This is a genomic window from Myxococcales bacterium, assembly GCA_016712525.1.
In the GTDB taxonomy this organism is placed as follows: Bacteria; Myxococcota_A; Polyangia; order Polyangiales; family Polyangiaceae; genus JAAFHV01.
This window is the reverse complement of sequence record JADJQX010000006.1, coordinates 982,662-1,004,544: the sequence shown is the minus strand read 5'-3', so window position 1 is coordinate 1,004,544 and position 21,883 is coordinate 982,662. Positions and strand designations below refer to the sequence as shown.

At 69.3% G+C, this 21,883-nt stretch carries 21 protein-coding genes; 8 read left to right on the top strand and 13 right to left on the bottom strand.

Features of this window, described 5'->3' with window-relative positions; genetic code table 11:
- Nucleotides 1-341 precede the first annotated feature (341 nt).
- From IPK71_16230 to IPK71_16190, 9 genes are all read right to left on the bottom strand, one after another.
- Nucleotides 342-1,025: a YdcF family protein gene (locus IPK71_16230; GenBank protein ID MBK8215288.1), complete on the bottom strand. Its 684-nt coding sequence runs from the start codon at nucleotides 1,023-1,025 to the stop codon at nucleotides 342-344.
- 112 nt (nucleotides 1,026-1,137) lie between these two features.
- On the bottom strand, nucleotides 1,138-1,587 hold the full coding sequence (locus IPK71_16225; protein ID MBK8215287.1) for a hypothetical protein: 450 nt from the start codon (nucleotides 1,585-1,587) through the stop codon (nucleotides 1,138-1,140).
- 39 nt (nucleotides 1,588-1,626) lie between these two features.
- Nucleotides 1,627-3,714, bottom strand: coding sequence for a hypothetical protein (locus IPK71_16220; protein ID MBK8215286.1), 2,088 nt, complete (start codon nucleotides 3,712-3,714; stop codon nucleotides 1,627-1,629).
- 188 nt (nucleotides 3,715-3,902) lie between these two features.
- On the bottom strand, nucleotides 3,903-5,099 hold the full coding sequence (locus IPK71_16215; protein ID MBK8215285.1) for a hypothetical protein: 1,197 nt from the start codon (nucleotides 5,097-5,099) through the stop codon (nucleotides 3,903-3,905).
- Between the two features lie 128 nt (nucleotides 5,100-5,227).
- Nucleotides 5,228-5,611 (bottom strand): 50S ribosomal protein L7/L12, encoded by a 384-nt coding sequence (gene rplL / locus IPK71_16210; GenBank protein ID MBK8215284.1) that lies wholly within the window; start codon nucleotides 5,609-5,611, stop codon nucleotides 5,228-5,230.
- A gap of 84 nt (nucleotides 5,612-5,695) precedes the next feature.
- Nucleotides 5,696-6,241, bottom strand: coding sequence for a 50S ribosomal protein L10 (locus IPK71_16205; protein ID MBK8215283.1), 546 nt, complete (start codon nucleotides 6,239-6,241; stop codon nucleotides 5,696-5,698).
- 3 nt (nucleotides 6,242-6,244) lie between these two features.
- Nucleotides 6,245-6,955, bottom strand: a complete 711-nt coding sequence (locus IPK71_16200; GenBank protein ID MBK8215282.1) for a 50S ribosomal protein L1 — start codon at nucleotides 6,953-6,955, stop codon at nucleotides 6,245-6,247.
- A 162-nt stretch (nucleotides 6,956-7,117) separates the two neighbouring features.
- Nucleotides 7,118-7,555: a 50S ribosomal protein L11 gene (gene rplK / locus IPK71_16195; protein ID MBK8215281.1), complete on the bottom strand. Its 438-nt coding sequence runs from the start codon at nucleotides 7,553-7,555 to the stop codon at nucleotides 7,118-7,120.
- A 170-nt stretch (nucleotides 7,556-7,725) separates the two neighbouring features.
- Nucleotides 7,726-8,346: a hypothetical protein gene (locus tag IPK71_16190; protein ID MBK8215280.1), complete on the bottom strand. Its 621-nt coding sequence runs from the start codon at nucleotides 8,344-8,346 to the stop codon at nucleotides 7,726-7,728.
- A 136-nt stretch (nucleotides 8,347-8,482) separates the two neighbouring features.
- On the opposite strand from IPK71_16190, the gene IPK71_16185 reads away from it, so the two are divergent.
- Together IPK71_16185 and IPK71_16180 are read left to right on the top strand one after the other, a co-directional pair.
- Nucleotides 8,483-9,079: an HAD family phosphatase gene (locus tag IPK71_16185; GenBank protein ID MBK8215279.1), complete on the top strand. Its 597-nt coding sequence runs from the start codon at nucleotides 8,483-8,485 to the stop codon at nucleotides 9,077-9,079.
- A gap of 186 nt (nucleotides 9,080-9,265) precedes the next feature.
- Nucleotides 9,266-9,841 carry a hypothetical protein gene (locus IPK71_16180; protein ID MBK8215278.1) on the top strand — a complete coding sequence of 192 codons (576 nt, stop codon included), beginning with the start codon at nucleotides 9,266-9,268 and terminating at the stop codon, nucleotides 9,839-9,841.
- 7 nt (nucleotides 9,842-9,848) lie between these two features.
- On the opposite strand, the gene IPK71_16175 is transcribed toward IPK71_16180, so the two are convergent.
- Together IPK71_16175 and IPK71_16170 are read right to left on the bottom strand one after the other, a co-directional pair.
- Nucleotides 9,849-11,537, bottom strand: a complete 1,689-nt coding sequence (locus IPK71_16175) for an IgGFc-binding protein (GenBank protein ID MBK8215277.1) — start codon at nucleotides 11,535-11,537, stop codon at nucleotides 9,849-9,851.
- Nucleotides 11,538-11,643: 106 nt separating this feature from the next.
- On the bottom strand, nucleotides 11,644-12,468 hold the full coding sequence (locus tag IPK71_16170) for a hypothetical protein (protein ID MBK8215276.1): 825 nt from the start codon (nucleotides 12,466-12,468) through the stop codon (nucleotides 11,644-11,646).
- 81 nt (nucleotides 12,469-12,549) lie between these two features.
- On the opposite strand from IPK71_16170, the gene IPK71_16165 reads away from it, so the two are divergent.
- Nucleotides 12,550-13,023: a hypothetical protein gene (locus IPK71_16165; protein MBK8215275.1), complete on the top strand. Its 474-nt coding sequence runs from the start codon at nucleotides 12,550-12,552 to the stop codon at nucleotides 13,021-13,023.
- A gap of 6 nt (nucleotides 13,024-13,029) precedes the next feature.
- Here IPK71_16165 and IPK71_16160 read toward each other — a convergent pair whose 3' ends face one another.
- Together IPK71_16160 and IPK71_16155 are read right to left on the bottom strand one after the other, a co-directional pair.
- Entirely contained in the window at nucleotides 13,030-13,899 is an 870-nt protein-coding gene (locus tag IPK71_16160) for a hypothetical protein (protein ID MBK8215274.1), read from the bottom strand.
- 57 nt (nucleotides 13,900-13,956) lie between these two features.
- Nucleotides 13,957-15,507: a protein kinase gene (locus IPK71_16155; protein ID MBK8215273.1), complete on the bottom strand. Its 1,551-nt coding sequence runs from the start codon at nucleotides 15,505-15,507 to the stop codon at nucleotides 13,957-13,959.
- Between the two features lie 104 nt (nucleotides 15,508-15,611).
- On the opposite strand from IPK71_16155, the gene IPK71_16150 reads away from it, so the two are divergent.
- The 5 genes from IPK71_16150 (at nucleotide 15,612) to IPK71_16130 (ending at nucleotide 21,853) form a co-directional block, all read left to right on the top strand.
- Entirely contained in the window at nucleotides 15,612-16,475 is an 864-nt protein-coding gene (locus tag IPK71_16150) for a hypothetical protein (protein ID MBK8215272.1), read from the top strand.
- Nucleotides 16,472-17,503, top strand: coding sequence for a hypothetical protein (locus tag IPK71_16145; GenBank protein ID MBK8215271.1), 1,032 nt, complete (start codon nucleotides 16,472-16,474; stop codon nucleotides 17,501-17,503). Before IPK71_16150 ends, IPK71_16145 begins: the two co-directional genes overlap by 4 nt.
- Nucleotides 17,504-17,606: 103 nt before the next feature.
- Complete coding sequence (locus IPK71_16140) at nucleotides 17,607-18,677, top strand: fatty acid desaturase (GenBank protein ID MBK8215270.1); 1,071 nt, start codon at nucleotides 17,607-17,609, stop codon at nucleotides 18,675-18,677.
- 336 nt (nucleotides 18,678-19,013) lie between these two features.
- Nucleotides 19,014-20,240, top strand: coding sequence for a hypothetical protein (locus IPK71_16135; GenBank protein ID MBK8215269.1), 1,227 nt, complete (start codon nucleotides 19,014-19,016; stop codon nucleotides 20,238-20,240).
- Nucleotides 20,237-21,853 carry a hypothetical protein gene (locus tag IPK71_16130; GenBank protein ID MBK8215268.1) on the top strand — a complete coding sequence of 539 codons (1,617 nt, stop codon included), beginning with the start codon at nucleotides 20,237-20,239 and terminating at the stop codon, nucleotides 21,851-21,853. The genes IPK71_16135 and IPK71_16130 overlap by 4 nt, the downstream gene beginning before the upstream one ends.
- Nucleotides 21,854-21,883: the final 30 nt, after the last annotated feature.

Here is a 21,883-nt window from a genome sequence, read left to right as displayed (position 1 = left end):
CAAACGGAGCGCGCCGCGCGCTAGCAGCCTGTTGATTTTCGGACGACCCTTGGAAGTCCCCGACGGGGGACCGAGGCCGTTCGATGTCCGCGCCCGACCCGTCGAGGCGCGATCCGAGGAGCGCCCGGAGCCTACTTGTGTAGGTGAGGACGACCCTTGGAAGTCCCCGACGGGGGACGCACCGCAGGATCGCAACGAAGGCGGTCGGGATGCGGCGGCGACGACCCTTGGAAGTCCCCGACGGGGGAGCGGCCGACGACCCTTGGAAGTCCCCGACGGGGGAGCGGAGAAAATCAACGGGCTGCTAGGGCCCAAGTCGGTCCTCGAGGGCGGGCCCATGGTCAAGGGTCTCTCGGGTCGGGGCCACGGCGCAGGACCGCGGCGGACGGCGCGAACTCGATCGAGGTGGACGTGCGGTTCTTGAGGCTGCCGACCATGTACCCGAGCTCGGTGCGCGAGCGGAGCTCGAAGCTCGAGACGCGCCCGTTCGCGAAGTAGAACGCCTGGTCCGCGCTCGTCACGACGAGGGCCGTGCGGAGGTGGTACTTCAGCATGAACCGCCCGGCGTTCCGCAGGTTGGTGGTCGAGTGACGGGCGCACGGCTCCACCACGATCGCTGCCTCGGAGATGCCATGCTCGAGCAGGTAGCGCTTCATCACGAGGGCCTCGGTGTACGGCGTCCCCTCGGGGCGCACGGCGCCGCCCGTGACGAGCACGAGGCCCGCCTTGCCTTCCTTGTAGAGCGCGATGGCCTCGTCGAGGCGGGCCGCGGCGACCGGGTGCACCTCGGGCATCGGCTTCTTGGCGTCGTCGGGCGTGTACCCCGGCACCACGATGACGTCGTACGGCGACCGGGTGCGCATGCGGAGCGCGTCCGATTCGATCACGTCGGCGTTCTCGCGCGAGAGGTTCACGCGCTCGCCCGGGTCGCAGTACGACCACCCGTGGGGCACGTCGATCACCTCGGCGACCGGCGTCGACGGCGGCTGCGGCCCCGCACACGACACCACGGCCGCACTCAACACACACGACGCCAAAACGAGCGCTCGCCCGCACGTTCGAGCCCAGGTCGTCGCCCGCGCGAGGAGCCATACCCGTTCGACGGCGCGGCCTCGAAGACGGAGCCTCAACGCACGCTCACCCTTCGGTGCCGCCGTCGTCGTTCCACTCGCCGTCGAGCTCGGTGGTCGACGGCGGAGGAGCCTCGGCCGCTCCGCCTTCGGTAGTGTAGAGATCGTCGCGAATGGGCGGCACGGGTCCACCGAGGTGCCTCGGACCGATCCGCGCGAGGATCTCCGAGAACGAGATGTTCACCGTGCGAAACTCGTCCTCGCGACGGGCCGCCGCCACCGCCGCGGGAACGACACGCTCGATCGTGGGCTCGTCGTCGTGGACCGAGGGCGGAGGTGCGGGCGTCGGCGTGGGCGTGGGCGAGCGAGGAGCCGCAGCCCCATTCATGGACGCGGCGACGAAGGGCGCCACGGGATACTCCGCAGTGACCTCGTCCTCCGAGGGGAACACGGGCTCTTCGGCCTCGCCCAGCGGCTCCGTGGGCATGGGCGGTTTGGACGAGCCTTCCTCCGACACGCCGTGGAGCTTAGTCGAAAGTCGGCTCGATCGCACCCCTCACTTGAAACGCATGCAGCGTGCACCGAACGCGCCGGCCATCATGCGCGGCGTCGAGATCTGGTTCCGGTGGTGCGTGACGCTGCTCCAGCCGTGCCCATAGCCCTTGTACGTGAACGTGTTGTCGGGCAGGAGCACGGCCTCCATCACGTTGCCCTTCATGTCGCGCCAGCCCTCGGCCGCGCCGGGCATGATCACCTCGTCCGCCGGTACGCGCCCCGGAGGCGCGATGCGCGCCGAGCCGTCGTAGGTGTTCCCGCCGTCGGGCGGGTAGTAGTAGACGAGCGCGCGGCCCTGGAGGCCGTCGCAGCGGTTCGAGCCGTCGGCGCCCGCGTTGATCCCGTTCGCGCACGAGGGCGCACCGCCGAGACGCGACCCGTTGCCGGAGACGGTGTCCCACACCTCTTGGGTCGCGAGCTGGCCGCCGTCCCAGGCGCAGAACGCCGTAAGCATGGCGAACGACACGCAGTTGATCGACTTGACGTCCATCTGATCCTGCGTGAAGAAGCGGCGCCCGCCAGTGTACTGCATGGCCACCGCGTCGGGGAAGTAGTACGTGCCGTACCCGTACGAGCCGGCCGTGGTGGAGCAGTTCTGGTTGTGGGTGACCGCGTAGTCGTTCGTGGGCCAGCCCACGCCGGCCTGGGTCACGTACTCGGGGAAGAACGTCGCGCCCGGCGTCATGAGCGAGAAGTAGAGACCGGGGCGGAAGTTGAAGGTGCCGCTCGCGACCGACCACGTCGTCTGCGTTCGGTTCGTGAGGTACTTGTCTTGCCCGGGGTAGAGCAGGTCCACCGTGGGGTTCTGGACCGTGAACGTCTCGGTCTGGCCCTCGGCCGTGGCCGGCAGCGCGTTCTCCCACCCGTTCACCCAGCGCGCGGGCCGGTTCGCGGCCATGTAGCCCTTGATGTTGGGGCTGCCCTGCGCGGCCTGCACCGCGGCGACGAACGCGCGCATGCGGCCCGAGGTGATCTCGTACTTGTCGAGCCACACGGTCTTGCCAGGCTGGCGCGGGTCCGTGTAGCCGGGCACCTGGATGCTCTTGCAGCAGCTCTCGTGAGCGACGCCGGCGCCGCCTACGTCGCCCGTGCCGCACGTCTGTCCGCCGAGCACGGGGCGGCAGCTCGGGCCTTCGAGGCACTTCTTCGCGCTGCTGCACGCGTTCGAGGCGCAGTCGCGATCGGCCGCGCAGCTCTTCTCGGCGGCGCATTTCGGCGCCACCGTGCCGCCGCAGTCGACGTCCGTCTCGTCGCCGTCTTTGCGGCCAGCCTTCCGGGGCTCGCACTTGAGCGAGCCACCGTCGAGCGAACAGAAGCCGCTGTCGCAGTCTCCGCCCACGGCGCAGGTCTTCCCGGCCGCGCACACGGGCGCCGAGGGACCGCCGCAGTCGATGTCCGTCTCGGTGCCGTTCTTCACGCCGTCGGTCGTGTAGGCGGGCGCGCACGCCTTGGTGGTCTGGTTGCAGACGCCGCTCTCGCAGTCACGGGCGACCGCGCACGACTCGCCCGCTTTGCATGCCGGCGCGAGCGTGCCGCCGCAGTCGATGTAGGTCTCGTCGCCGTTCTTCACGCCGTCGGTGATGGTGGGCGCGCGGCACACGAACGCACGGCACACGCCGCTCGCGCAGTCGCGGCCGTTCGCGCACGTCTTTCCGTCCTCGCATTTTTTGGCCGCGAGGCCGCCGCAGTCGACGTCGGTCTCATCGTTGTTCTGAACGCCGTCGTCAGGGCTCGACTTCTTGCAGACGCCGCCCGTGCACGGGAGGCTGTCGCAGTCGGCCTGCTGGAGGCACGCCTTTCCGGCGCCGCAGCGGGGTGCCGTCTTTCCGCCGCAGTCGACGTCGGTCTCGTCGCCGTTCTTCTTGCCGTCGATGCGCGAGGCGTTCGAGCACGCGCCGTTCTGGCAGGTGCCGCCGTCGCACTCCGAGTCGGTCGTACATGCCGGACCTGGGGGCTGCGAGGTGCTCGTCCCCGTGCCCGTGGGCGACGTTCCGGCGTCGTCCGTGACGGTGGGATCCGACGAACACGCGAAGGAGGCCAACGCAACCGAGACCGACACCACGAGGCCCAACCCGACGAAACGCTTCATGCGGCGTGCTCCTCACCGAAGGGATCAAAGGGAGGCCTCGACGGACCTCTTCACGGTTTTACCGTAGCGGGTCTCGGGCGCCGCGCACCAGCGAAAGCACGTGCCTCGGAGGCGCGTGCGGGATGTAGGGAGATGGGCGCATCGCCAGGCGTGCTTGGGCCGAACGTCGAGCTCGACAGCCCGTCGATCTACTCCCGTCCCTCGTCAGGGACTTCCAAGGGTCGTCGGCCCGTCGTCCAGCGCTTCTCGGCCGAAACGGGTCCGTCCGGCTCCTCGTCGAACGCAAACAGCGGCTCGGCTTGCTCGAGCTCTCCCGCGGCGCGCTCGGGGGAGAGCACGGCCACTCGCACCCGCGGCTCGAGCGCCGCGCCCGTCATCGCGACGACCTCGGTCTCGGACCGACCATGACGTCTTCGCAAGAGACGGGCCGCGCCCACCCGTGCGCTCGGATCCGCCCCCTCGTCGGCCGCCACCGCGGCGAGCTCGTCGGCCGTGTAGGTCGCCCCGCGGTACACATCGGCCCCCTCGCCGAGCGCGTCGACCCGGCGTAGCCACGCGGCCACAGGCTCGTTCCCCCGCGCGAGCGCCGCGAGCCTCGGAGGTGTCGCCTCGGCGTCGACGGTCGTGGGCGCCTCGGGTCGTGACACGTCGGTCGCGTGCACGTGGAAGTGGGCTTCGGCCCTCGCGCTCCCCGCGTGGTGCTTCGACGGGTCCCCTACCCTCCTGTAGTCGCACACGTGGGGCTCGACGAAGAAGAAGAGGCACGCGAGCCCTCCCAACAGGAGGGCCGGGATCGCGAAATAGGGCTTGAGAGAACCTTGGTCGAGCGTGCCGACGAACACCCCGTAGAGAGCCGCAGCGGCGAGGCCCGCGAGCGCCGAGAGCCTCCTCGCGAGCCCCACGCCGTGCACCGGCAGAGGCATCATGGGTCGCGCCGAACGCGCGTGCTCGGCCGAGATCCCGAGCTCACGGAGGAGCCGTAGGGCGTCTCCCTCGCGCTCCATCTCGAGGAACATGCCTTGGACCCCGCTCGCGACAGCGACGCTCACGCCCCTACGCACCTTCGCGACGCGCGCCACGAGCCCATGAAGGGCGAGCGCCTCGCGGCCGACGCGGAGCTCGCCCCCCGCGACACGAAGCTCGTGCACCTGCGGAGCCCGACGAAACGAGAGCAGCGGCGCGACGAGCCAGGCCGCGAGCACGAGCGTCACGGTCCAATACGGGGAGCCGAAGAGCTCGGGCAGCTCGTGCACCCCCCGGGTGCCGAGCACGTAGAGCGCATCGAAGCCACCCAAGAGCCCCACGACCCACGCGAGGCGACGCTCGTCCCGCAGCGGAACGACCCGCGCTCGGAACGTGGGACGAGAGGCTTCGTCGAGGCTCACGGCACCCGAGCTTACCCCCGCGGAGGGCCCCCGCGCCCCACGCCGGCCACAAAAAGGCGAAAGCCGCCGCTCCTCGAGGGAACGACGGCTCTCGATGACACGTGCAAGATGCACGTATCGGACGAAGACTACTTGAGGGCCACCTTGGCGCCGGCCTCTTCGAGCTTCTTCTTCATGTCGTCGGCGTCGGCCTTGGAAACGCCCTCCTTGAGGACCTTGGGCGCGCCCTCGACGAGGTCCTTCGCCTCCTTGAGGCCGAGGCCCGTGATCTCGCGGACGACCTTGATGACGTTGATCTTGTTCGCACCCGCCTCGGCGAGCTCGACGTTGAACTCCGTCTTCTCCTCGGCCGCGGCCGGAGCCGCGCCCGCCGGACCCGCCGCGACGGCGATCGCCGCCGGAGCCGCCTTGACGCCCCACTTGTCCTCGAGGGTCTTGATGAGCTCCGCGATCTGGATCACGGGGAGGTTCGAGAGGTAGTCGACGACCTGGTCCTTGGTGATGTCAGTCATGTTCGTAATCTCCAAACGTTCTAAAAGTCTTGAATCGGGTCATACCGACGAGCTTCCGCCGGTGGCGAGGTGCACGCGGCTCGTTCAGCCTTGGTCTTCTTTGGCCTTGAGCAGATAAACGAAGTTCTGCGCGGGGGCCTGGAGGAGCTGGACGAACTGGGTAAGGGGGGCCTGCAGGGTCATGAGGAGCTGGGCGCGGAGCTCGTCCTTGCCCGGCATCGTCGCGAGGGTGTCCTCGACCTGCTTGCCGTCGAGGATGCCACCGTCGAGAAGACCAGCTTTGATCTGGAGCTTCTGGCCGGCGTCGCCCTCGTCCTTGCGGAAGGCCTTGACGACCTTGGCCGCGGCGGACGGGTCCTCGTAGCTCCACGCGACGCCGGTCATCCCCGTGAGGGTCTTCCCGAGCTTGTCGCTGTAGGCGCTCTCCTTGAGGGCGTGCTTGATGAGCGTGTTCTTGACGACCTTGTACTCGACGCCGGCCTTGCGGAAATTCGCACGGAGCTTCGTCGCGCTTTCGACCGTCATCCCCTTGTAGTCGAGGAGGACGACCGAGGTCGCTTTGTCGAACTTGCCTTTGACCTCACCAATGATGGTGGTCTTGCCTGCTTTGGTGCTGGTGGCGGCTGCCATGGCTTAGGCCTCCTCGGTCTTGCCCAAGAACGCCGCGGGGTCCACCTTGAGGCCGGGGCCCATGGTCGACGAGACCGTGATGCTCCGGATGTAGGTGCCCTTCGCCGTCGAGGGCTTCTGGCGGATGAGCGCACCAATGAGGGCCTTCGCGTTGTCGGCGAGCGCCGACTCCGAGAACGAGCTCTTGCCGATACGCGCGTGCACGATGCCCGCCTTCTCGACGCGATACTCGATTTTGCCGCCCTTGGCCTCGCGGACCGCGTTGCCGATATCGAACGTGACCGTACCGACCTTCGGGTTCGGCATGAGACCCCGGGGACCGAGGACTCGACCGAGCTTACCGACCGCGCCCATCATGTCGGGCGTGGCGATGACGCGGTCGAAGTCGAGGAAACCCTCGTTGACCTTGGCCACCATGTCGTCGCTTCCGGCGAAATCGGCGCCGGCCTCGCGGGCCTCACGCTCTTTGTCGCCTTTCGCGAAAACCAGCACGCGCACCGTTTGACCCGTGCCGTGCGGGAGGACGATCGCTCCGCGGACCATCTGGTCGGCGTGCTTCGGATTGACTCCGAGCCGAACCGCGATGTCGACCGTCTCGTCGAACTTGGCAAACTTCGCCGCCTTGACGATGGCGCATGCCTCTTCGACCGTATACTTGCGCGAGGTGTCGACGTCTTTCGTCACCTTCGTGCGATTCTTGGACAGTTTCGCCAATGTGCCTCCCTTCGGTCCCTAGAGCTCTTTGGGAGCCTTTCGGGCCTCCCACCGTCCGCTCTCGCGGCCCCGGAGGTGCTCTCCGGGCGGTGGTGTCGAGGTTTTCGAGTGCGCCTCCCCGAACCATTTCGAGGCGAGCGCGATAAAAAGCCTAGTGCGTGATCAGGCGACCACGTCGATGCCCATCGAGCGGGCCGTGCCGCGGATGGTGCGCTTCGCCGCTTCGAGATCCGTGCAGTTCATGTCCTGGATCTTCATCTTGGCGAGCTTGTCGACCTGCTCTTCGGTCACCTTGCCGACCTTGGTCTTGTTGGGCTCCTTGGAGCCCGAGCCCGGCTTCTTGGCCGTGGCGAGGCCGGCTTCCTTCTTCAGGAGCACGGCGACCGGGGGGGTCTTGAGGATGAACGTGAACGACCGGTCCGAGTAGACCGTGATCACCACGGGGATGATCATGTCGCCGCCGGCGGTCTTGGCGTTGAACTCCTTGCAGAAGCCCATGATGTTGACGCCGTGCTGACCGAGGGCCGGGCCGACCGGGGGAGCGGGGTTCGCTTTGCCGGCGGGCAGCTGGAGCTTGATTTGACCGGTAACTTTCTTCATTTCCTGCTCCTACGAGGGAGCCTCACCGGAGGCCGGGAGGGTCGTAGTGAAACCGCAACCCCGGGGCGAACCTCGGGGGGCGCTTCCCTTACCAAACGGGTCGGCGATTGCAAGCACTCTCGACACGTCGCGACGAATAACGTGCGTGGGGCGCGCGAACGAGCGGCGCGTCAGTACCACTCGAACCCGATGAAGCTCACCGTCGTGGCGACCGTAGCCTCCCAGCGCTTCGATCCTTGAGGGCCTCCGAGCGCGAGCATCTCGAAGCTCGGTGCGTAGTGAAAGCCCGTGGATTTTCGCGCCGGGACCGCGATCCACGTGAGGCGCGCGAGCGCCCCGAAGCGCGCGCCGACCCCGTCACGCCCTTGGGGGAACGGGAAGAAGGGCCCGGCCGCGGGGCCGAACGAGAGCTCGAGCTGCGGGATCTTGAACGCCCCGAGGACCGCGGCGTACGGGAGCATCGAGGCCACGGCGCCGCCCGCGGACGCCGAGAGCCCACCGTAGAAGGCTCCTTGCCCGCCGAGCTCACCGTACACCCCGAAGAGGCTCCCGAGCTCGGCGCCAGCACGGGCGGAGAGGCCCAGCGTGACCCCTCCGCGCAGCGACCCGACGCCTACCCCGATGGGCACCCGGAAGCCCCCCGAGAGGCGCGGGTAGGACACCTCGGGCTCGAGCGGCGTGGTGAGCGGGAGAGGCGTCGCGCCCGCGCGCCCGGCGTGACAGAGCCCAATGGCCACGACCGCCACGGCCACCGCCGCCACCCCCTTCGCACGTCGCGTGACGTTCACCATGGCCGCGAGGAGAGCGCAGATTCGTCAATGTGTTAACTAGTATTTTGAACGACGCAATCGTCCCTCGTGGTGCTGGTTCAGGCTCGCGAGCCCCTCCGCCACGCACGACAGGCAGGACACGCGCTACCTTCGGCGCATGCGCCGCGCGGTACTCTTCGATCTGATGGACACCGTTCTCCGTGATCCGTACCGCGAGGCGCTGCGCGCGGCCACGGGGCTCGAGCTGCGCGAGATCGGCGCCGCGCGGAACCCCGAGGTGTGGCCGAGGTTCGAGAAGGGGCACATCGACGAGGCGACCTTCGCCGCCGGGTATTTCCGCGAGGGCACGGGCCACACCTTCGACATGAGCGCGTTCCACGCCGAGCGGCGCGCGGGGTACGCGTTCCTCCCCGGGATGCGCGAGCTCGTCGTCGACCTGCGGGAGGCCGGCGTGGGCCTCTACGTCGCGAGCAACTACCCCGTGTGGATCGAGGAGGTGCGCGAAACGTTCGCCCTCGACGCCCTCTTCGACGGCGTCGTCGCGAGCCACCACGTGGGCGCGCGGAAGCCCGAGGCCGCGTTCTACGAGGCCCTCTTCGCGCGCGTCCCCTGCCCTCCCGCGGCGTGCCTCTTCGTCGACGACCGCGCCGACAACTGCACCGGCGCCGAGGCGCACGGCGCATCGAGCCACGTCTTCTCGAGCGCCGAGGACCTCCGCGCGAGGCTCGTGCGCGACGGGTTCCTTCCGGGCTGACGGCCGGTCGAGCGTACCGAGCGGGCTCCTCCGCGGCCGAGAACCCGCGCTCACACGTAGCCTCGAAACGCGCCGCGAGCTCGGCGCTCCGGCACACGTGCGCCCTGGGCACGGCCCGTGCAACCTCCCGATTCAAGGCGCATTTTTCCTTCCCCTGCGCGCCCACTTCCCGAGAGGATCCTTCGCATGCCCCACGCCCGTTCGTCGCAGCCCCCCACGCTTCACCGCCGCGCGTTCCTGTCCTCCGCCCTGGGCCTCGCGCTCGGGGCGGCGGGCTGCGGGTACCTCAAGGCGAATTTCGCGCGCACGAACGCGCTCACCCAAGAGCTCGACGCCTACGTCTTCCAGCAGCCCTTCGCGATGGTGTGGGACAAGGTCACGGCCGTGAAAGGCGCGGACGACCCGAACAAGCTCTTCTTCGCGAGCCCCACGTGGGACGACGTCGACCCGACCATCAAGCGCACGCGACCGCGGACCGAGAAGGGCAAGGGCGCGGGCAACGACGTCCTCGTCACGACGACGTTCTACGAGGTGCACGGCCAGTCCGACCCGGGAGGGTGCCGGATGAAGTACTTCTACGACGAGACCGAGGTCACCCTCCGCGACGGGAAGGAGGTCGGCACGAGGCACAGGAACGATCGCGCGCTCTTCTTGGAGCTCGAGCTCGTGCGCATGTTCGACCCGAAGAGCGCCGCCCGCATCGAGGCCGCGGGCGAAGAGGCGGCGCGCTCCGGCGAGTGGTACCCGAAGAAGAAGACGTGAGCCAGGCTCACCGAATGGGCGGCGGGTTGTAGATCTTCTTCACGTTCGCGCCGCCCACGAAGGCGTAGGAGCCGGCGCGGCCGTACCCGTACGCGGCGATGCCGAAGGCCTTGTCTCCCTTCATGGTGTGCGGGCCTTCGGCGAGCGGGCAGCGCTGGGCCACCCACGCCGAGCCACCGACCGAGCCGAGCGGCGCGGTCACGCAGTCCGTGGGGACCTTGCCGTCGATGGTCACGTTGGTGCCCTCGGGCTTCGAGATGGCCACGTAGTTCCGCGTCCACGACCCAGGCACGAGGAAGAGGTAGTTTTCGCGGAACTGATCGATCGCGGGGAAGATGGTAAGCGACGGATCGCCGATGACCTCCTCGGTGTAGTCCTGCGAGACCAAGATCTGGGCGATGGCGATCGGCTCCGAGGCCTCGGCCACGAAGTCCTTGTTGGTGAACGTCTCGCGGACCTCGCCGGGGTTCAGCGTGAAGCGGTCGTCGGGCGCGGGGAGGTTCGTAATCACCGTGGCCGACGTGGCGACGCCCATGAAGCGGATGATGTCGTAATCCGTGTAGGTTCCACGCGACCGCACCGGGCTCCGCGGGATCGTGAAGGCCTTGCCGTACGACTCGACCGGGAAGAGCTGCTCCTCGACATGATCGAGGCAGCACTGCTTGGCCTCGGGATCGGGCGGCGGGGGCTTCTTCGCGCCAGGAGCGCCGGAGAGCTCCGTGCCGGTGAAGACGGCGACGGGCTGCGACGAGGTCACGATGGTGCCGGTCATGTCCCCGGGCATGCCGTCGGTCTCGAGGTTGAGAACGTCGTACGCGCCGAGCGTGGCCTTCACGACGCCGCCCTTGGGTGTCGGGGGCACGCCGCCTCCGCCGACGATCGCGTTCGCGACGGTGACCTCGACCTGCGTCCCCGCCTTCGTCCCCACGATCGTGACGTAGCCACGATCGATGGGGCTCCCGCCGATGGAAATGGGCTTTCCCGAGGGCCACGAGAGCACGCGGTAGATCGAGCCGAGGCTGCCCGTCGGCAAGAGCAGCGACGCGTCGTTCGAGAACTGCGATCGGAGCGCGTTGAACTGGTAGACGATGATGGGCTGGCTCGAGGTGACGCGGAACGCGTTCGACGAGAGCATCGTCCCCGGGCCCTCGTTCTTCCCCTGGGTGCTGCCGTCGACCTCGCGGGTGGGCATCTCCACCGTCGACAGCGTGCCCGGCTCGACGAGCACGCGCTTCACGAGCTTGATGTCCGGGGTCTTCCCGGGGCCGCCGTCGTTCGACTCGATGAACACCTCGGCGGCCTTGTCACCCGCGTTCGAGATGACGAGGCCCCACGGGGCGCTCGCGGCGTTGTTCGAGAAGTCGTTCTCTTGGTCGAGATCGACGGCCCAGAACTCGCAGCCCACGTTCGACGTGAGCACGTCGGCCGCGGCGCACCCGCCCTGGCACTCGCCGCCGATGCACACCTCGGTCTTGCCGTTGCACTCGCCGATCTTCTCGCCAGGCTTGTTCGAGGCGTCGCACGTGTGGATGGCGTTGCCCACGCACATCTTGCCGCCCTTGCACGAGAGGTCGCCGCCGCCATCTTGGAAGTTGGGGAGGCCCGAGTCGGGAACGGGATCGTCGGTCACGGTGCGCGTGGTGCTGCCACACGCGACGGCGAGCCCGAGCGACGAGAGAGCGACGACGAAAGGCATGAAAGAAAGGGGACGTGCGATCATCGGGACGCGCACCCTTCCACGGCCCACGCACCCATGCAACCTGCACGCGCCTCGACGCGGGGGCATGACGCATCGCGTGCCGCTACGGCCAGACCACCTTCGCCCACACCTCTGCCATGACCGCGTAACCGGCGTCGTTGGGGTGCACGAGGTCGGCGAGGAGCTGCGTGCGGTAGCCCTCTCGGGTCGCGAAGGCCGCGCGCATGTCGGCGTAGCGAATCCGCACCCCGCGGGCGGCGCGCGCCTCGACGAGCTTCGCGACCTCCGCGACGTACGCGTCGCCCCGGAGGTCCATGGCCGGGCTCTGCGTGGGCACGAGGCTCGCCACGATCGTGGTCGCGCTCGGAGCACGCTCGGCGACACGATCCACGATCGCCTCGAGGGCCTTCGCGCTCGCGGCGAGATCGCATCCCACGGCCACGTCGTTCGTGCCGATCATGAGGAGCACGACGTCCGGCGGCTCCGTGGAGAGGGCCCCGTCGACGAGCGGCGCTAGGCCCTCGCGCCCTCCGCACGGCGCGACCGTGTACCCCGAGTAGCCCTCGTGCGCGGGCGAGAACGGCGCCCCGTCGACCGCCGAAGGCCCCGAGCGTACCCGGCCCACGAACACGATTTCGTGCTTCTTTTCGCGGGCGAGCCGGAAGAGAGGGACGCGATAGCCCCCGGGCGAGCCGCCGAGCCCGAAGGTGATCGAGTCCCCCAAGGGCAAGATGCGGCACGGGCGCGACGTGGGGCACGGGGACCCGCTCGAGGGCGCGGAGGGACGAGCCTCGAGCGGCGCGACGGCAGAGGCCGCGGTCGGAGCCGTTTTCGTTGCATCTTGCACGGGATCGCGCCGAGAGCACGCGACGCTCCCGGCCGAGCCCGCGAGCCCTACCCAGAGAGCGACCTGCACGACGCGGTTCACCCGAGCACCGTAGCACCCGCCGAGGCGCACGAAGAAGGTGACCTCGGCCGCGCCGGGCCGTATGGTCGAGGTCGTCCCCTCATGGCCGCTCCCACGCCCTCTCGCTCCGTCGTTTGCCGGCTCGCCGCCCTCGCGGCCCCTTCGGCGATCGTGCTCGCGGCCTGCTCGTACGACTGGCAGGTCGGCGCGGGCGGAGACGGCGGCACGAAGCCCTCGAAGGACGTCTCGTGCACCGCCGGCACCCCGTGCGAGTGCCCCGCGGGCGAGACGTGCGCGATGACCTGCACGGGCGGGAGCTGCGACGTCACCTGCCGCGAGCAGAGCACCTGCAAGATCGGGTGCACCGGCGGGAGCTGCAAGGTGAGGTGCTCCGCCAACGCCCGCTGCGACGTCGGCTGCACGGGTGGCGCGTGTACGTCGGTGTGCGACCAAGGCTCGACGTGCCCGGTCTCTTGCACGGGGGGCGGCTGCACGACGACGTGCAACTCGGCCGACTGTTCGGCTTCGTGCCCGCCGGGCACCACGTGCCCCTGCACGGGCACGGGCTGCCGCTGAGACGCGTCAGCGCGCGCCGAGCCCCGCGGCCACGGCGACCCAGCGCGCGCCGAAGAGCACGAGAGAGAGGACGACCGAGAGGAGCACGAGCGCCGGAAGGCTCGCGAAGGCGACCTTGATCATGAGGCGCACGAGGGCGAAGAACGGCACGTCGATGGCCGTCACGGTGACGCCCCCCGACTCCTCGCGGGTGTAGAGCGTGGGCGCGGCGGCGCGCACCGAAGGGGGCGGCGAGCTGAACACGGAGGCCGGTGTGTCGGGCGGGGCGAGCGCGGGCACGGACACCTTCGGCCGAGCCGTCTCGGGCTCGGGCTCGAAGGCGGCGGCGGCGAGCAACGGTGTGGGGTCTCCGAGGGCCTCGGGCGCGGCCGGTGTGGGCGTCGCGTCGGGGCTCGCCGTAAGCAAGGGGAGCGGATCCTCGAGACCATCCACGATGACCTTCGGGAGCTGCGAGGTGGCGACGACGTCGATCTCGTCGTCGTCCACGTCGAGGTCGGGGTCGGAGAGCACGTCGTCGGCGGTGAGCTCGAGCGGCTCGGGATCCGACGGGGGCGCGTTCGAGGCCTTGCTGATGCGACGAAGCCGTGGCCTGTGCGGGCGCTCGAGCACACGCGCGGCCTCCTCCTCCGACGTCGCCCGGTTCGGCGCCGACGTGACCACCGACGACTCCGTGAGCACCACGGGCTTCGGCTTGCGCGAGTCGAAGAGCTCGGCGAGGGTCATCCAGCGATCCGTGCCCACGCGCGCGACCTCGTACTCGAGGCGGAGCTTGCCGAGCTTCACGCCACGCCGGAGCTTTCGAATGCTGACGGCTCGGCTCGGCGGCGAGGTGATCTCGTCGCGTACCACCCAGATCTCGGCTTCGTCGGTCGACATGCGGCGCCGAGCGTAGCGTACACGTCCGGCCGAGGCACGAAAGCCGCAGAGGGAGCGCTATCTCCGTTCGTCGTAAGGGGAAGACGGCGTGGGGTGAGGCGCCGCCGACGGTGGCCGTGAGGGCGCAGGAGGGACGGGAGACGGGCTCGTGGGACCTGCGACGCCCGGTTTGGCGCTCGCGTTCGAGCGCACCTTCGCGACGGAAGGAGCCGCCTCGGGCTGCGCGGCGGACGGCTCCGACGTGGGCGCGACGCTCGGGGTGGGCGTGGGCACGAGCACCAAGGAGGCCGCGCCCGGAGCGGTCGCGGTCGGGCCCGGCCCAGGCTCTCCCTGCGTCGAGCGTGCGCGGCCGACGCCCCACACCGCCGCGGCGCCGAACCCAACCGCGAGAACAAAAGCCATACCTATCCAACACTTACGAGCGCCGCCAGGTCGTTCGGCCGAGACGCGGGAGGCCTCCTCGGTCGGGGCGATCGAGCGCGCCTCGGCGCGACCGGGAAACGCCGCTTCGATCGTGGCGAGGCTCGCGGCAGCGGAGGCGGGCGCCACGGAGGAGAGGGCCCGCGCGAGCACGCCGACGTCCGAGAACCTCGCCTCGACTCGGCGCTCGAGGCACCCCGCGACGGCCTCGACGAGGGCCCGCGGGGCGTTCGGCGCGGCGTCGGCCAAGCTAGGGATAGGCCCCGCGCACACCGCGACGGACAGCGCGGCGAGGGTCTCGCCCCCGAACGCCGGCTTCCCCGAGACGAGCTCGAACAAGATGGTGCCGAGCGCCCACACGTCGGCCCGCATGTCGGCGGCCTTCGAGCTCTGCATTTGCTCGGGGGCCATGTAGCGCGGCGAGCCGAGCACCGTGCGCGAGGTCGTGACCCCGCCCCCGAGGGCGCCATCGTCCGACTTGGCGATCCCGAAGTCGAGCACCTTCACGATCGACGAACCGCTCTTTTGCTCGGCGAGGAAGAGGTTCGCGGGCTTGAGATCCCGGTGGACGATGCCCGCGGCGTGCGCCTCGGCGAGCGCCTCCATGGCCTCGAGCACGTACCCCACGGCGAGCGACGGCTCGAGCGCCCCGCCTCGTTCGAGCAGCGTCGCGAGGTCGCACCCGACGAGGCGCTCCATCACGATGTAGGGCGTGCCGTCGTCGAGGGTCGCGACGTCGAGCACCGACACGACGTGGGGGCTCACGAGGCGCGCGGCGGCCCTCGCCTCGCGCACGAACCGAGCGACCGCCTCGGAGTCCTCGGCGAGCTTCGGGCTCATGAACTTGAGCGCGACACGTTTGCCGAGCATGAGGTGCTCGGCGTCCACCACGACGCCCATGCCTCCCTGCCCGAGGACCCGCACCACCCGAAATTTTCCTGCGATCGTCTCCCCCGGATCGAACACCAGCACGGGCGGTCGCTCGTATGGCGGGGGGGCCGAGTGGCGCGGATCGGGCGTCTCGGTGGGGGCCACCCCGAGGCGGGCCTTGGAGAGCTCGCTCGTGACCTCGCGGCACTCGTCGCATCCGGCGAGGTGCCCGACGATACGCGTGCGGACCGCCTCGGACGCGCCCCCGCTCGCGAAGGCCAGGAGCTCGTCCTCGGGAGGGCACGGCAGGTCGGACACGGAGAAAGGAGCCTACCAGGTCGAGCCGGGATGCGGGAGGAACGAGGACGGGAGGCACCGCGGCGAGCTCTTGTCGGCCTCCTCCGCTGGGCTATGGTGCCCCCATGGACGTTCGCGCCACGGCCCTCGCCACGGCACGCGAGGCAGGGCTCCCGCCCGCCGCCGCAGAGGCCCTCGCGAGCGCTCTCGTCGACGCCACGGCGCGCGCGACCGAGGCCCACCCCGCCCTCGCGCGGCACGCGACCGGTTTCGTCCGCCGGTTGGTGGAGGTGCTCGAGACGCCGACCCCCGAGGCCGTCGCGAAGGTCCACGTCGAGGACCTCTGGCTCGCCCACGCAGCGGGCCAAGGGGACGCCGCCGCCATCGGCACCATCGAGCGCGCGCACGTCCACGGGTCGGCGGCAGGCAGGCTCCGCGGGCAACGCTTCTCGCCCGACGAAATCGCCGAGATCGAACAGAACCTCCGGGAGCACCTCTTCGTCGCGAAGCCCGGTGAGAGGCCGAAGATCGCGCAGTACGCCGGGCGCGGCGAGCTCTCCGGCTGGATCGGGGTGTCGGCCACGCGCGCGGCCCTCCGCGCTCGGAAAAAGACCGAGCGCGAGGTCTCGGAGAGCGGCGTCATCTCGCGGGCCGTGGCCGACGGAGACGTCGAGCTCGCGTTCGTGAAAGAGGCGTACCGCCCCGCCTTCAAAGAGGCCTTCCACGACGCCCTCGCGAGCCTCGACGCGAAGGAGCGGCTCCTCCTCCGGCAGCACGCCGTCGACGGCCTCGGGATCGACGCGCTCGGCGAGCTCTACGGAGTGCACCGGGCCACGGCGGCGCGTTGGGTGGCGAAGGTGCGCGAGGCGGTGCTCGATCGCACGCGGATCGCCTTCGAAAAGCGCATGAACGTGGGGCGCGCCGAGTTCGAGAGCCTGCTCCGCCTGGCGCGAAGCCAGCTCGATCTGAGCCTGAAGAGGGTGCTGTGAGGGCGCGGTTCGTCGGGGCGCTCGCCTGTCTCGCGACGTTCTCCCTCCTGGGGGTCGCGGCCGCCCAGCCCTCGGCGCCGACGGACACGGCCGACAGCATGTTCCGGGAGGGAAAAAAGGCCATGGAAGCCGGCGACTACGCCCGCGCCTGCCCCCTCTTCGAAGAGAGCCAGCGCCTCGACCCGGCAGGCGGCACGCTGATGAACCTCGGGCTGTGCCTCGAGAAGGCCGGGAGAGTCGCGTCGGCCGAGCGCGCCTACCTGAGCGCCGCGACCCGCGCCCGCGCCGACGGCCGAGCCGATCGCCTCGGCGAGGCCCACGCTCACCTCGCCGCGCTCGGGCCACGGGTGCCCACCGTCGTGCTCGTCCTCTCTCCGGGCCGGGGGGCGCCCTCGCGCGTCTCCATCGATGGCCAGAAGATCGACGACCTCGGCGAGCCCGTTCGGCTGGATCCCGGCGCTCACACGGCGCGCATCGAGCGCGACGGCGCCGCCCCCTCGACGCGGGCCTTCGACCTCCGCGAGGGTGAGCACAAGAAGGTAGCGATCGACGACGAGGCGAGCCCCGCGCTCCCCGCGCCCGCCCCGCCGACCGCAGCTCCTCCTTCGACCGCCGCGCCTCCCGCCCCCGAGGGGTTCACGCCGAAAGCGTACGTGCTCACCACGAAGCCCGGCTCCGCGACCGCCTCCCCCGACGAGGCCCAGGCCCACCCACGGGCCTCGTTCAGCGCGGCCTCGTGGGCCTCCCTCGGGGTCTCGCTCGCGGGCTTCGGTGTGGCAGGGATCACGGGGATCATGGCCGTCTCCGCGCGCTCCACCTACACCTCCACGTGCATCGACGCCCGCGCCTACTGCACCGACACCGAAGCCCTCGCGGCGGGTGAGCGCGCGCGGGACCTCGCCTGGGTGAGCACGATCGCGGTCGGCGTGGGCTTCGGCGCGCTCTGGACGGCGCTCCTCTTGCCGCGGTCGTTCCCCGTCGCTCCGAGCCCCGCCGGGGCCGGGCTCGCCGTTCGTTCCACGTTCTAAATCCTGCGCAGTTTCGCGAGGTTGGAGCCTGCCGAACCGCGAACGAAGGTTCGCACCGTCACGCCCTGGCACCGTCCACGGGATCGGGCTAAAGACCGCCACGATGTCCGATCTCGCGCCCCTCGAGCTGACCGATCCGGCCGCCGCCCCCACCTACGGAGACGGCCCGTTCACCCGCTTCTGTCAGTCGATCCTGCACGACAAACGCGACGAGGTCTTCATTCGGCTCACGCTCCAGATGGTCGCCCTCATGGGCTCGGGCATGGTGGGCCTCCTCTTCCTCTTGAAGCGCGGGCTCGTCCACCCGCTCGTGCCGATCGCCGTGTACCTCGTGATCTGGGGCTACTTCGTGTCGCCCGTGATCTTGATGCTGCACAACACGATGCACCGGCCCTTCTTGAAGCGGCTCAAGGTGCTCGATCGCGCGCACCCCTACCTCATGACGTTCTTCTTCGGCATGCCCACGGGCTACCGCGAGCACCACATCGGGATGCACCACGCCGAAGACAACATGCCGACGGATCTCTCGTCGACGATCCGCTACCAGCGCGACAGCTTCCTCCACTTCCTCGCCTACTTCGCGCGCTTCTTCCTCTTCTCGCTCATCGAGCTGCCGCTCTACCTCGCGCGCCACAAGAAGAAGGACATGGCGCGCCGGGCCGTGGTGAGCGAGCTCTGCCACATGGCGGTCATCGCGGGCGGGATCGCGCTCGACTGGCGCTTCGGCGTCACGGTGTTCCTCGTCCCCTACGTGACGTGCCGCTTCATGATGATGGTGGGCAACTGGGGCCAGCACGCGTTCATCAACACGGCTCGCAAGAACAACGGCATCGCGAACTCGGTGACGTGCATCAACAGCGGGTATAACCGCCGCTGCTTCAACGACGGCTACCACATCAGCCATCACCTCATGGCGGCGCGCCACTGGGCCGATCACCCGGCCGAGCTCCTCAAGAACCGCGCGAAGTACGCCGCCGAGGGCGCGATCGTGTTCCAGGGCATCGACTTCTTCTTGGTGTCGGTGCTCCTCTGGGCGGGCCGCTACGACGTGCTCTCGCGACGCTTCGTGCGCCTCGGCGAGCCCAAGACCGACGCCGAGGTCGAGGCCATGCTCCGCGATCGTGTGAAGCCCGTCGCCACGTGGGAGATCGAGCAGATCGGCGTCCCGACCTGACGCACCTCTTCGAGGAGGCACCCGGGGGCCGACGGCGCACGATGGCCGCGGCCCTCGGCCCATTTTGGCGCGCAAATATCGCTGTGCGCACCTGGATCGCCGCGCACGAGGCGCGCGGAGGTGCACGCAAGCGCTGCGCGATCCGTGGCGACGGGGAGGACCTTCGTGTGCCTCGAGGGGCTCGATTTGTTTAGCCTACGAACGATTTTTTTAGGTGGTCCGCCCGGCGACCACCAAGAAACATCGAGAAAAACCCATTGTTGAACACTCCGTTAGAGGAATAAATCCGTCCTCGGCGCCTTGCCGCACCTCAGGCCATGGACTACGTGTAGGCAAATGAGCGCACGCCGAATTTTTGCCTTTTCGACCATCTCCGCCCTCGTCGCCACCCTCGCCATGGGCTGCAGCTCGGCCACCACGGAGGAAGAGGAAGAGGTCAGCGTCGACGACATCACGCCGGAGTCGGCGCAGACGGTCTGGGCGCTCGCCGAGCTCTGCGACGGCAACATCACCCGCCACTCGGCCGTGAAGGCCCAAGAGACCGCGCAGGGCGTGGTTCGGTGGCAGTGCGGCGACCGCGAGGGCGTCGACGGCGAGCTCGATCGCGGCCAGGAGTACTGCGAGTACATGGCCATCTCCGACGGCAAGAAGGTGACCACGGCGGGGCAAATCGTGAAGGGCAAGCCCCTCCAGTGCCTCTTCACGTCGGTCTACTCGGACGTCGACGGCCAGACGCGCTTCGACCAGAACGGCAAGAACACGTACTCGGGCGCCATCGACGGCGAGCTCGCGCAGGCCCTCTCCTCGAAGGAGAACCTGAACGCCACGGTCGACCCGAAGCTCGTCCGCATGAAGGGCCAGTTCAACACGCGCGGCGCGGCCACCACGCTCATCCGCGACTCGATCAACCTCAGCGTCGACAAGGGCAAGAGCAAGGAGCTCGCCTACGTTCGCGCGGCGGCCTGCTACCTCGCGAGCAAGACGGCGAACCCCGAGACCAAGGCGAAGCTCAAGGCCGCCTGCGAGCGCAACGGCCTCGCCACCAGCAAAAACTGGAAGGTCGCCGAGGGCCTCGGCGCGAAGGTCGCCGCGGCGAACACGCCCGGCTACGAAGAGCAGCAGTCGATGTACTCGTGCATGTCGGTGAACCGCCTCCAGAACGGCGGCGTCGACTGGCGCATGTCCGACCCGCACATCACCGAGATCGTGGTGCGCGCGTCGCTCGAGTGCGGCTGCAAGTACGACGCCCTCCCCGCGGCGCTCCCGGGCTTCCTCCAGGGCACGTGGTCGGCCGCCGACAAGCTGCCGCCGGGCTGCCGCCGCGCCAAGCTCAAGGACGGCACCGAGTCGCAGCAGCTCACGATCTGCGAGATCCCAGCGACGCGCGTCGCCGAGCTCGAGAACGACTTCGACTACGGCGAGAACCTCTCGAAGCTCTGCAACGACACCTTCGGCAAGGACATCGTCATGACGGCCCCGGCCCGCGCGGTCGAGAAGCCCGGCACCTGCACCCTGAAGACGGCGAGCGCCTTCTGCGCCGACTGGACGAAGGGCGCGAAATGAAGCTTCGTGGGGGCCTTAGGCTCTCGCTCGGCCTCGCCTCGGCGCTCCTCCTCGCGGGCTTCGTCCCGGCGTGCGGGGGCGAGGGCGAGGGTGAGGTCGAGCAGTCCGAGGAAGACATCGCCGAAGCCGACGGGCTCTTCGGAGACGACCGCGTCGCCGACGCGCTCAAGAAGGACCTGAAGAAGGTGCCCGGCACCGTTCAGCAGGCCGAACAGCTCTTCGGGATCGGGCGTGCCTGCGCCCGCACGGACTCGAAAGAGGTCTTCGTCGTCGAAGAGGCTCAGACCCGCCAGACCGCGGGCACGGCCTCGAAGACGGGCACCATCCTCCCGCGCGCGGTCATCACCGGGTGCAACACGCCCGATCGTGTGCCGCCCGAGGGCGTCTACGACCCGCAGTGGGGCAGCTACAGCCTCATGATGGCGCTCTTCTCCGACCCCGACAGCGAGGCCGGCAAGAAGGGCGACACGCTCGTGTTCGACCACGTCGAGGTGATGGCGCTCGATCGGAGGACGGGCCTCTACAACTTCTACGTGTTCAACCCGGGGCCCGATCCGAAGGGCCCGGGCATCATGAAGCGCGTGCGCCTCATGCCGGACAACTCGGTGCTCGTCTACGAGAAGAAGCCCACGTCGAAGCGCACGTCCAAGGCGCCGGCGCAGGGCAACCGCATGTGCAACGACTGTCACGTGAACATGGGTCCGCTCATGAACGAGATGTCGGAGCCGTGGACGAACTGGGTGTCGACGCACAAGCTCCTCCCGGTCGACACGAACATCAGCGGGGACACCAAGGCCATCGTCAGCGAGGCCGCCTCGCTCGACAAATCGCACCCGAGGCTCTCGTTCGCGAACGACCTCGAGAAGATCATGATCGCCGGCATGACGGCCTGGAACGAGGGCCTCCCTCGCCAAGACGGCACGGTGGTCACGGGCACGGGCTTCGTCCAAGCCAACATCGACGGCGACCAACCGAAGCGCATCTCGGGGCTCCTGAAGTCGGTCTTCTGCGAGACCGAGCTCCGCTACACGAGCGGCACCGAGACGGCCCCCATCGAGCTCTGGGTCGACCCGTTCGTCTTCGGCAGCCAGCTCGTGCGGCCTCCGTCGTACTCGCTCGACGTCCTGCCGACGATGATGCCGGTGCGCTCCGAGATGGACAAACGCATCGAGCGTGGCCTCCAGAAGAAGGGCGTCCTCTCGTTCCAGACGGTGACGGCCATCCGGCTCTTCGACGAGAAGAACGACATCTTCTCGCCGACGCGCTGCGGCCTCTACCCGAAGGTGCTCGAGAAGCTGCCGTCGTCGCCCGAGAAGGTCGACGCTCACGTCCGCACGGTCGTCCGCGGGCAGGTCGAGGCGCTCATCCCGGCGGGCCCCCGCAGGGACTACGCGAACGCGCTCCTCGACGACGCCGCGAAAGACAAGATCGGCCCCGCGCGCACGGCCTACCTCACCGAGTCGGTCGCGCGCATCAAGGCCGAGATGGGCAAAGTGCAGACCCCCGAAGGGCGCGCCGAGCTCAAGAAGCGGTCGAACGATCGCAAGGCGCTCGCCGAGAAGATGTTCCCGGGCTCGCGGGTCCCGCTCCCGCTCCTCCCGGCCGAAAAGTAACCGCGGCACTCGCACAAGTGCCCGAAAATA

Bases quoted from the DNA above. Each gene is read 5' to 3' on its own strand.
- IPK71_16220 (MBK8215286.1), bottom strand. From the start codon at position 3,714: ATGAAGCGTTTCGTCGGGTTGGGCCTCGTGGTGTCGGTCTCGGTTGCG.
- IPK71_16205 (MBK8215283.1), bottom strand. From the start codon at position 6,241: ATGGCAGCCGCCACCAGCACCAAAGCAGGCAAGACCACCATCATTGGT.
- rplL (MBK8215284.1), bottom strand. From the start codon at position 5,611: ATGACTGACATCACCAAGGACCAGGTCGTCGACTACCTCTCGAACCTC.
- IPK71_16165 (MBK8215275.1), top strand. From the start codon at position 12,550: ATGGCCGCTCCCACGCCCTCTCGCTCCGTCGTTTGCCGGCTCGCCGCC.
- IPK71_16140 (MBK8215270.1), top strand. From the start codon at position 17,607: ATGTCCGATCTCGCGCCCCTCGAGCTGACCGATCCGGCCGCCGCCCCC.
- IPK71_16135 (MBK8215269.1), top strand. From the start codon at position 19,014: ATGAGCGCACGCCGAATTTTTGCCTTTTCGACCATCTCCGCCCTCGTC.
- rplK (MBK8215281.1), bottom strand. From the start codon at position 7,555: ATGAAGAAAGTTACCGGTCAAATCAAGCTCCAGCTGCCCGCCGGCAAA.
- IPK71_16150 (MBK8215272.1), top strand. From the start codon at position 15,612: ATGGACGTTCGCGCCACGGCCCTCGCCACGGCACGCGAGGCAGGGCTC.
- IPK71_16180 (MBK8215278.1), top strand. From the start codon at position 9,266: ATGCCCCACGCCCGTTCGTCGCAGCCCCCCACGCTTCACCGCCGCGCG.
- IPK71_16160 (MBK8215274.1), bottom strand. From the start codon at position 13,899: ATGTCGACCGACGAAGCCGAGATCTGGGTGGTACGCGACGAGATCACC.
- IPK71_16130 (MBK8215268.1), top strand. From the start codon at position 20,237: ATGAAGCTTCGTGGGGGCCTTAGGCTCTCGCTCGGCCTCGCCTCGGCG.
- IPK71_16185 (MBK8215279.1), top strand. From the start codon at position 8,483: ATGCGCCGCGCGGTACTCTTCGATCTGATGGACACCGTTCTCCGTGAT.
- IPK71_16175 (MBK8215277.1), bottom strand. From the start codon at position 11,537: ATGCCTTTCGTCGTCGCTCTCTCGTCGCTCGGGCTCGCCGTCGCGTGT.
- IPK71_16190 (MBK8215280.1), bottom strand. From the start codon at position 8,346: ATGGTGAACGTCACGCGACGTGCGAAGGGGGTGGCGGCGGTGGCCGTG.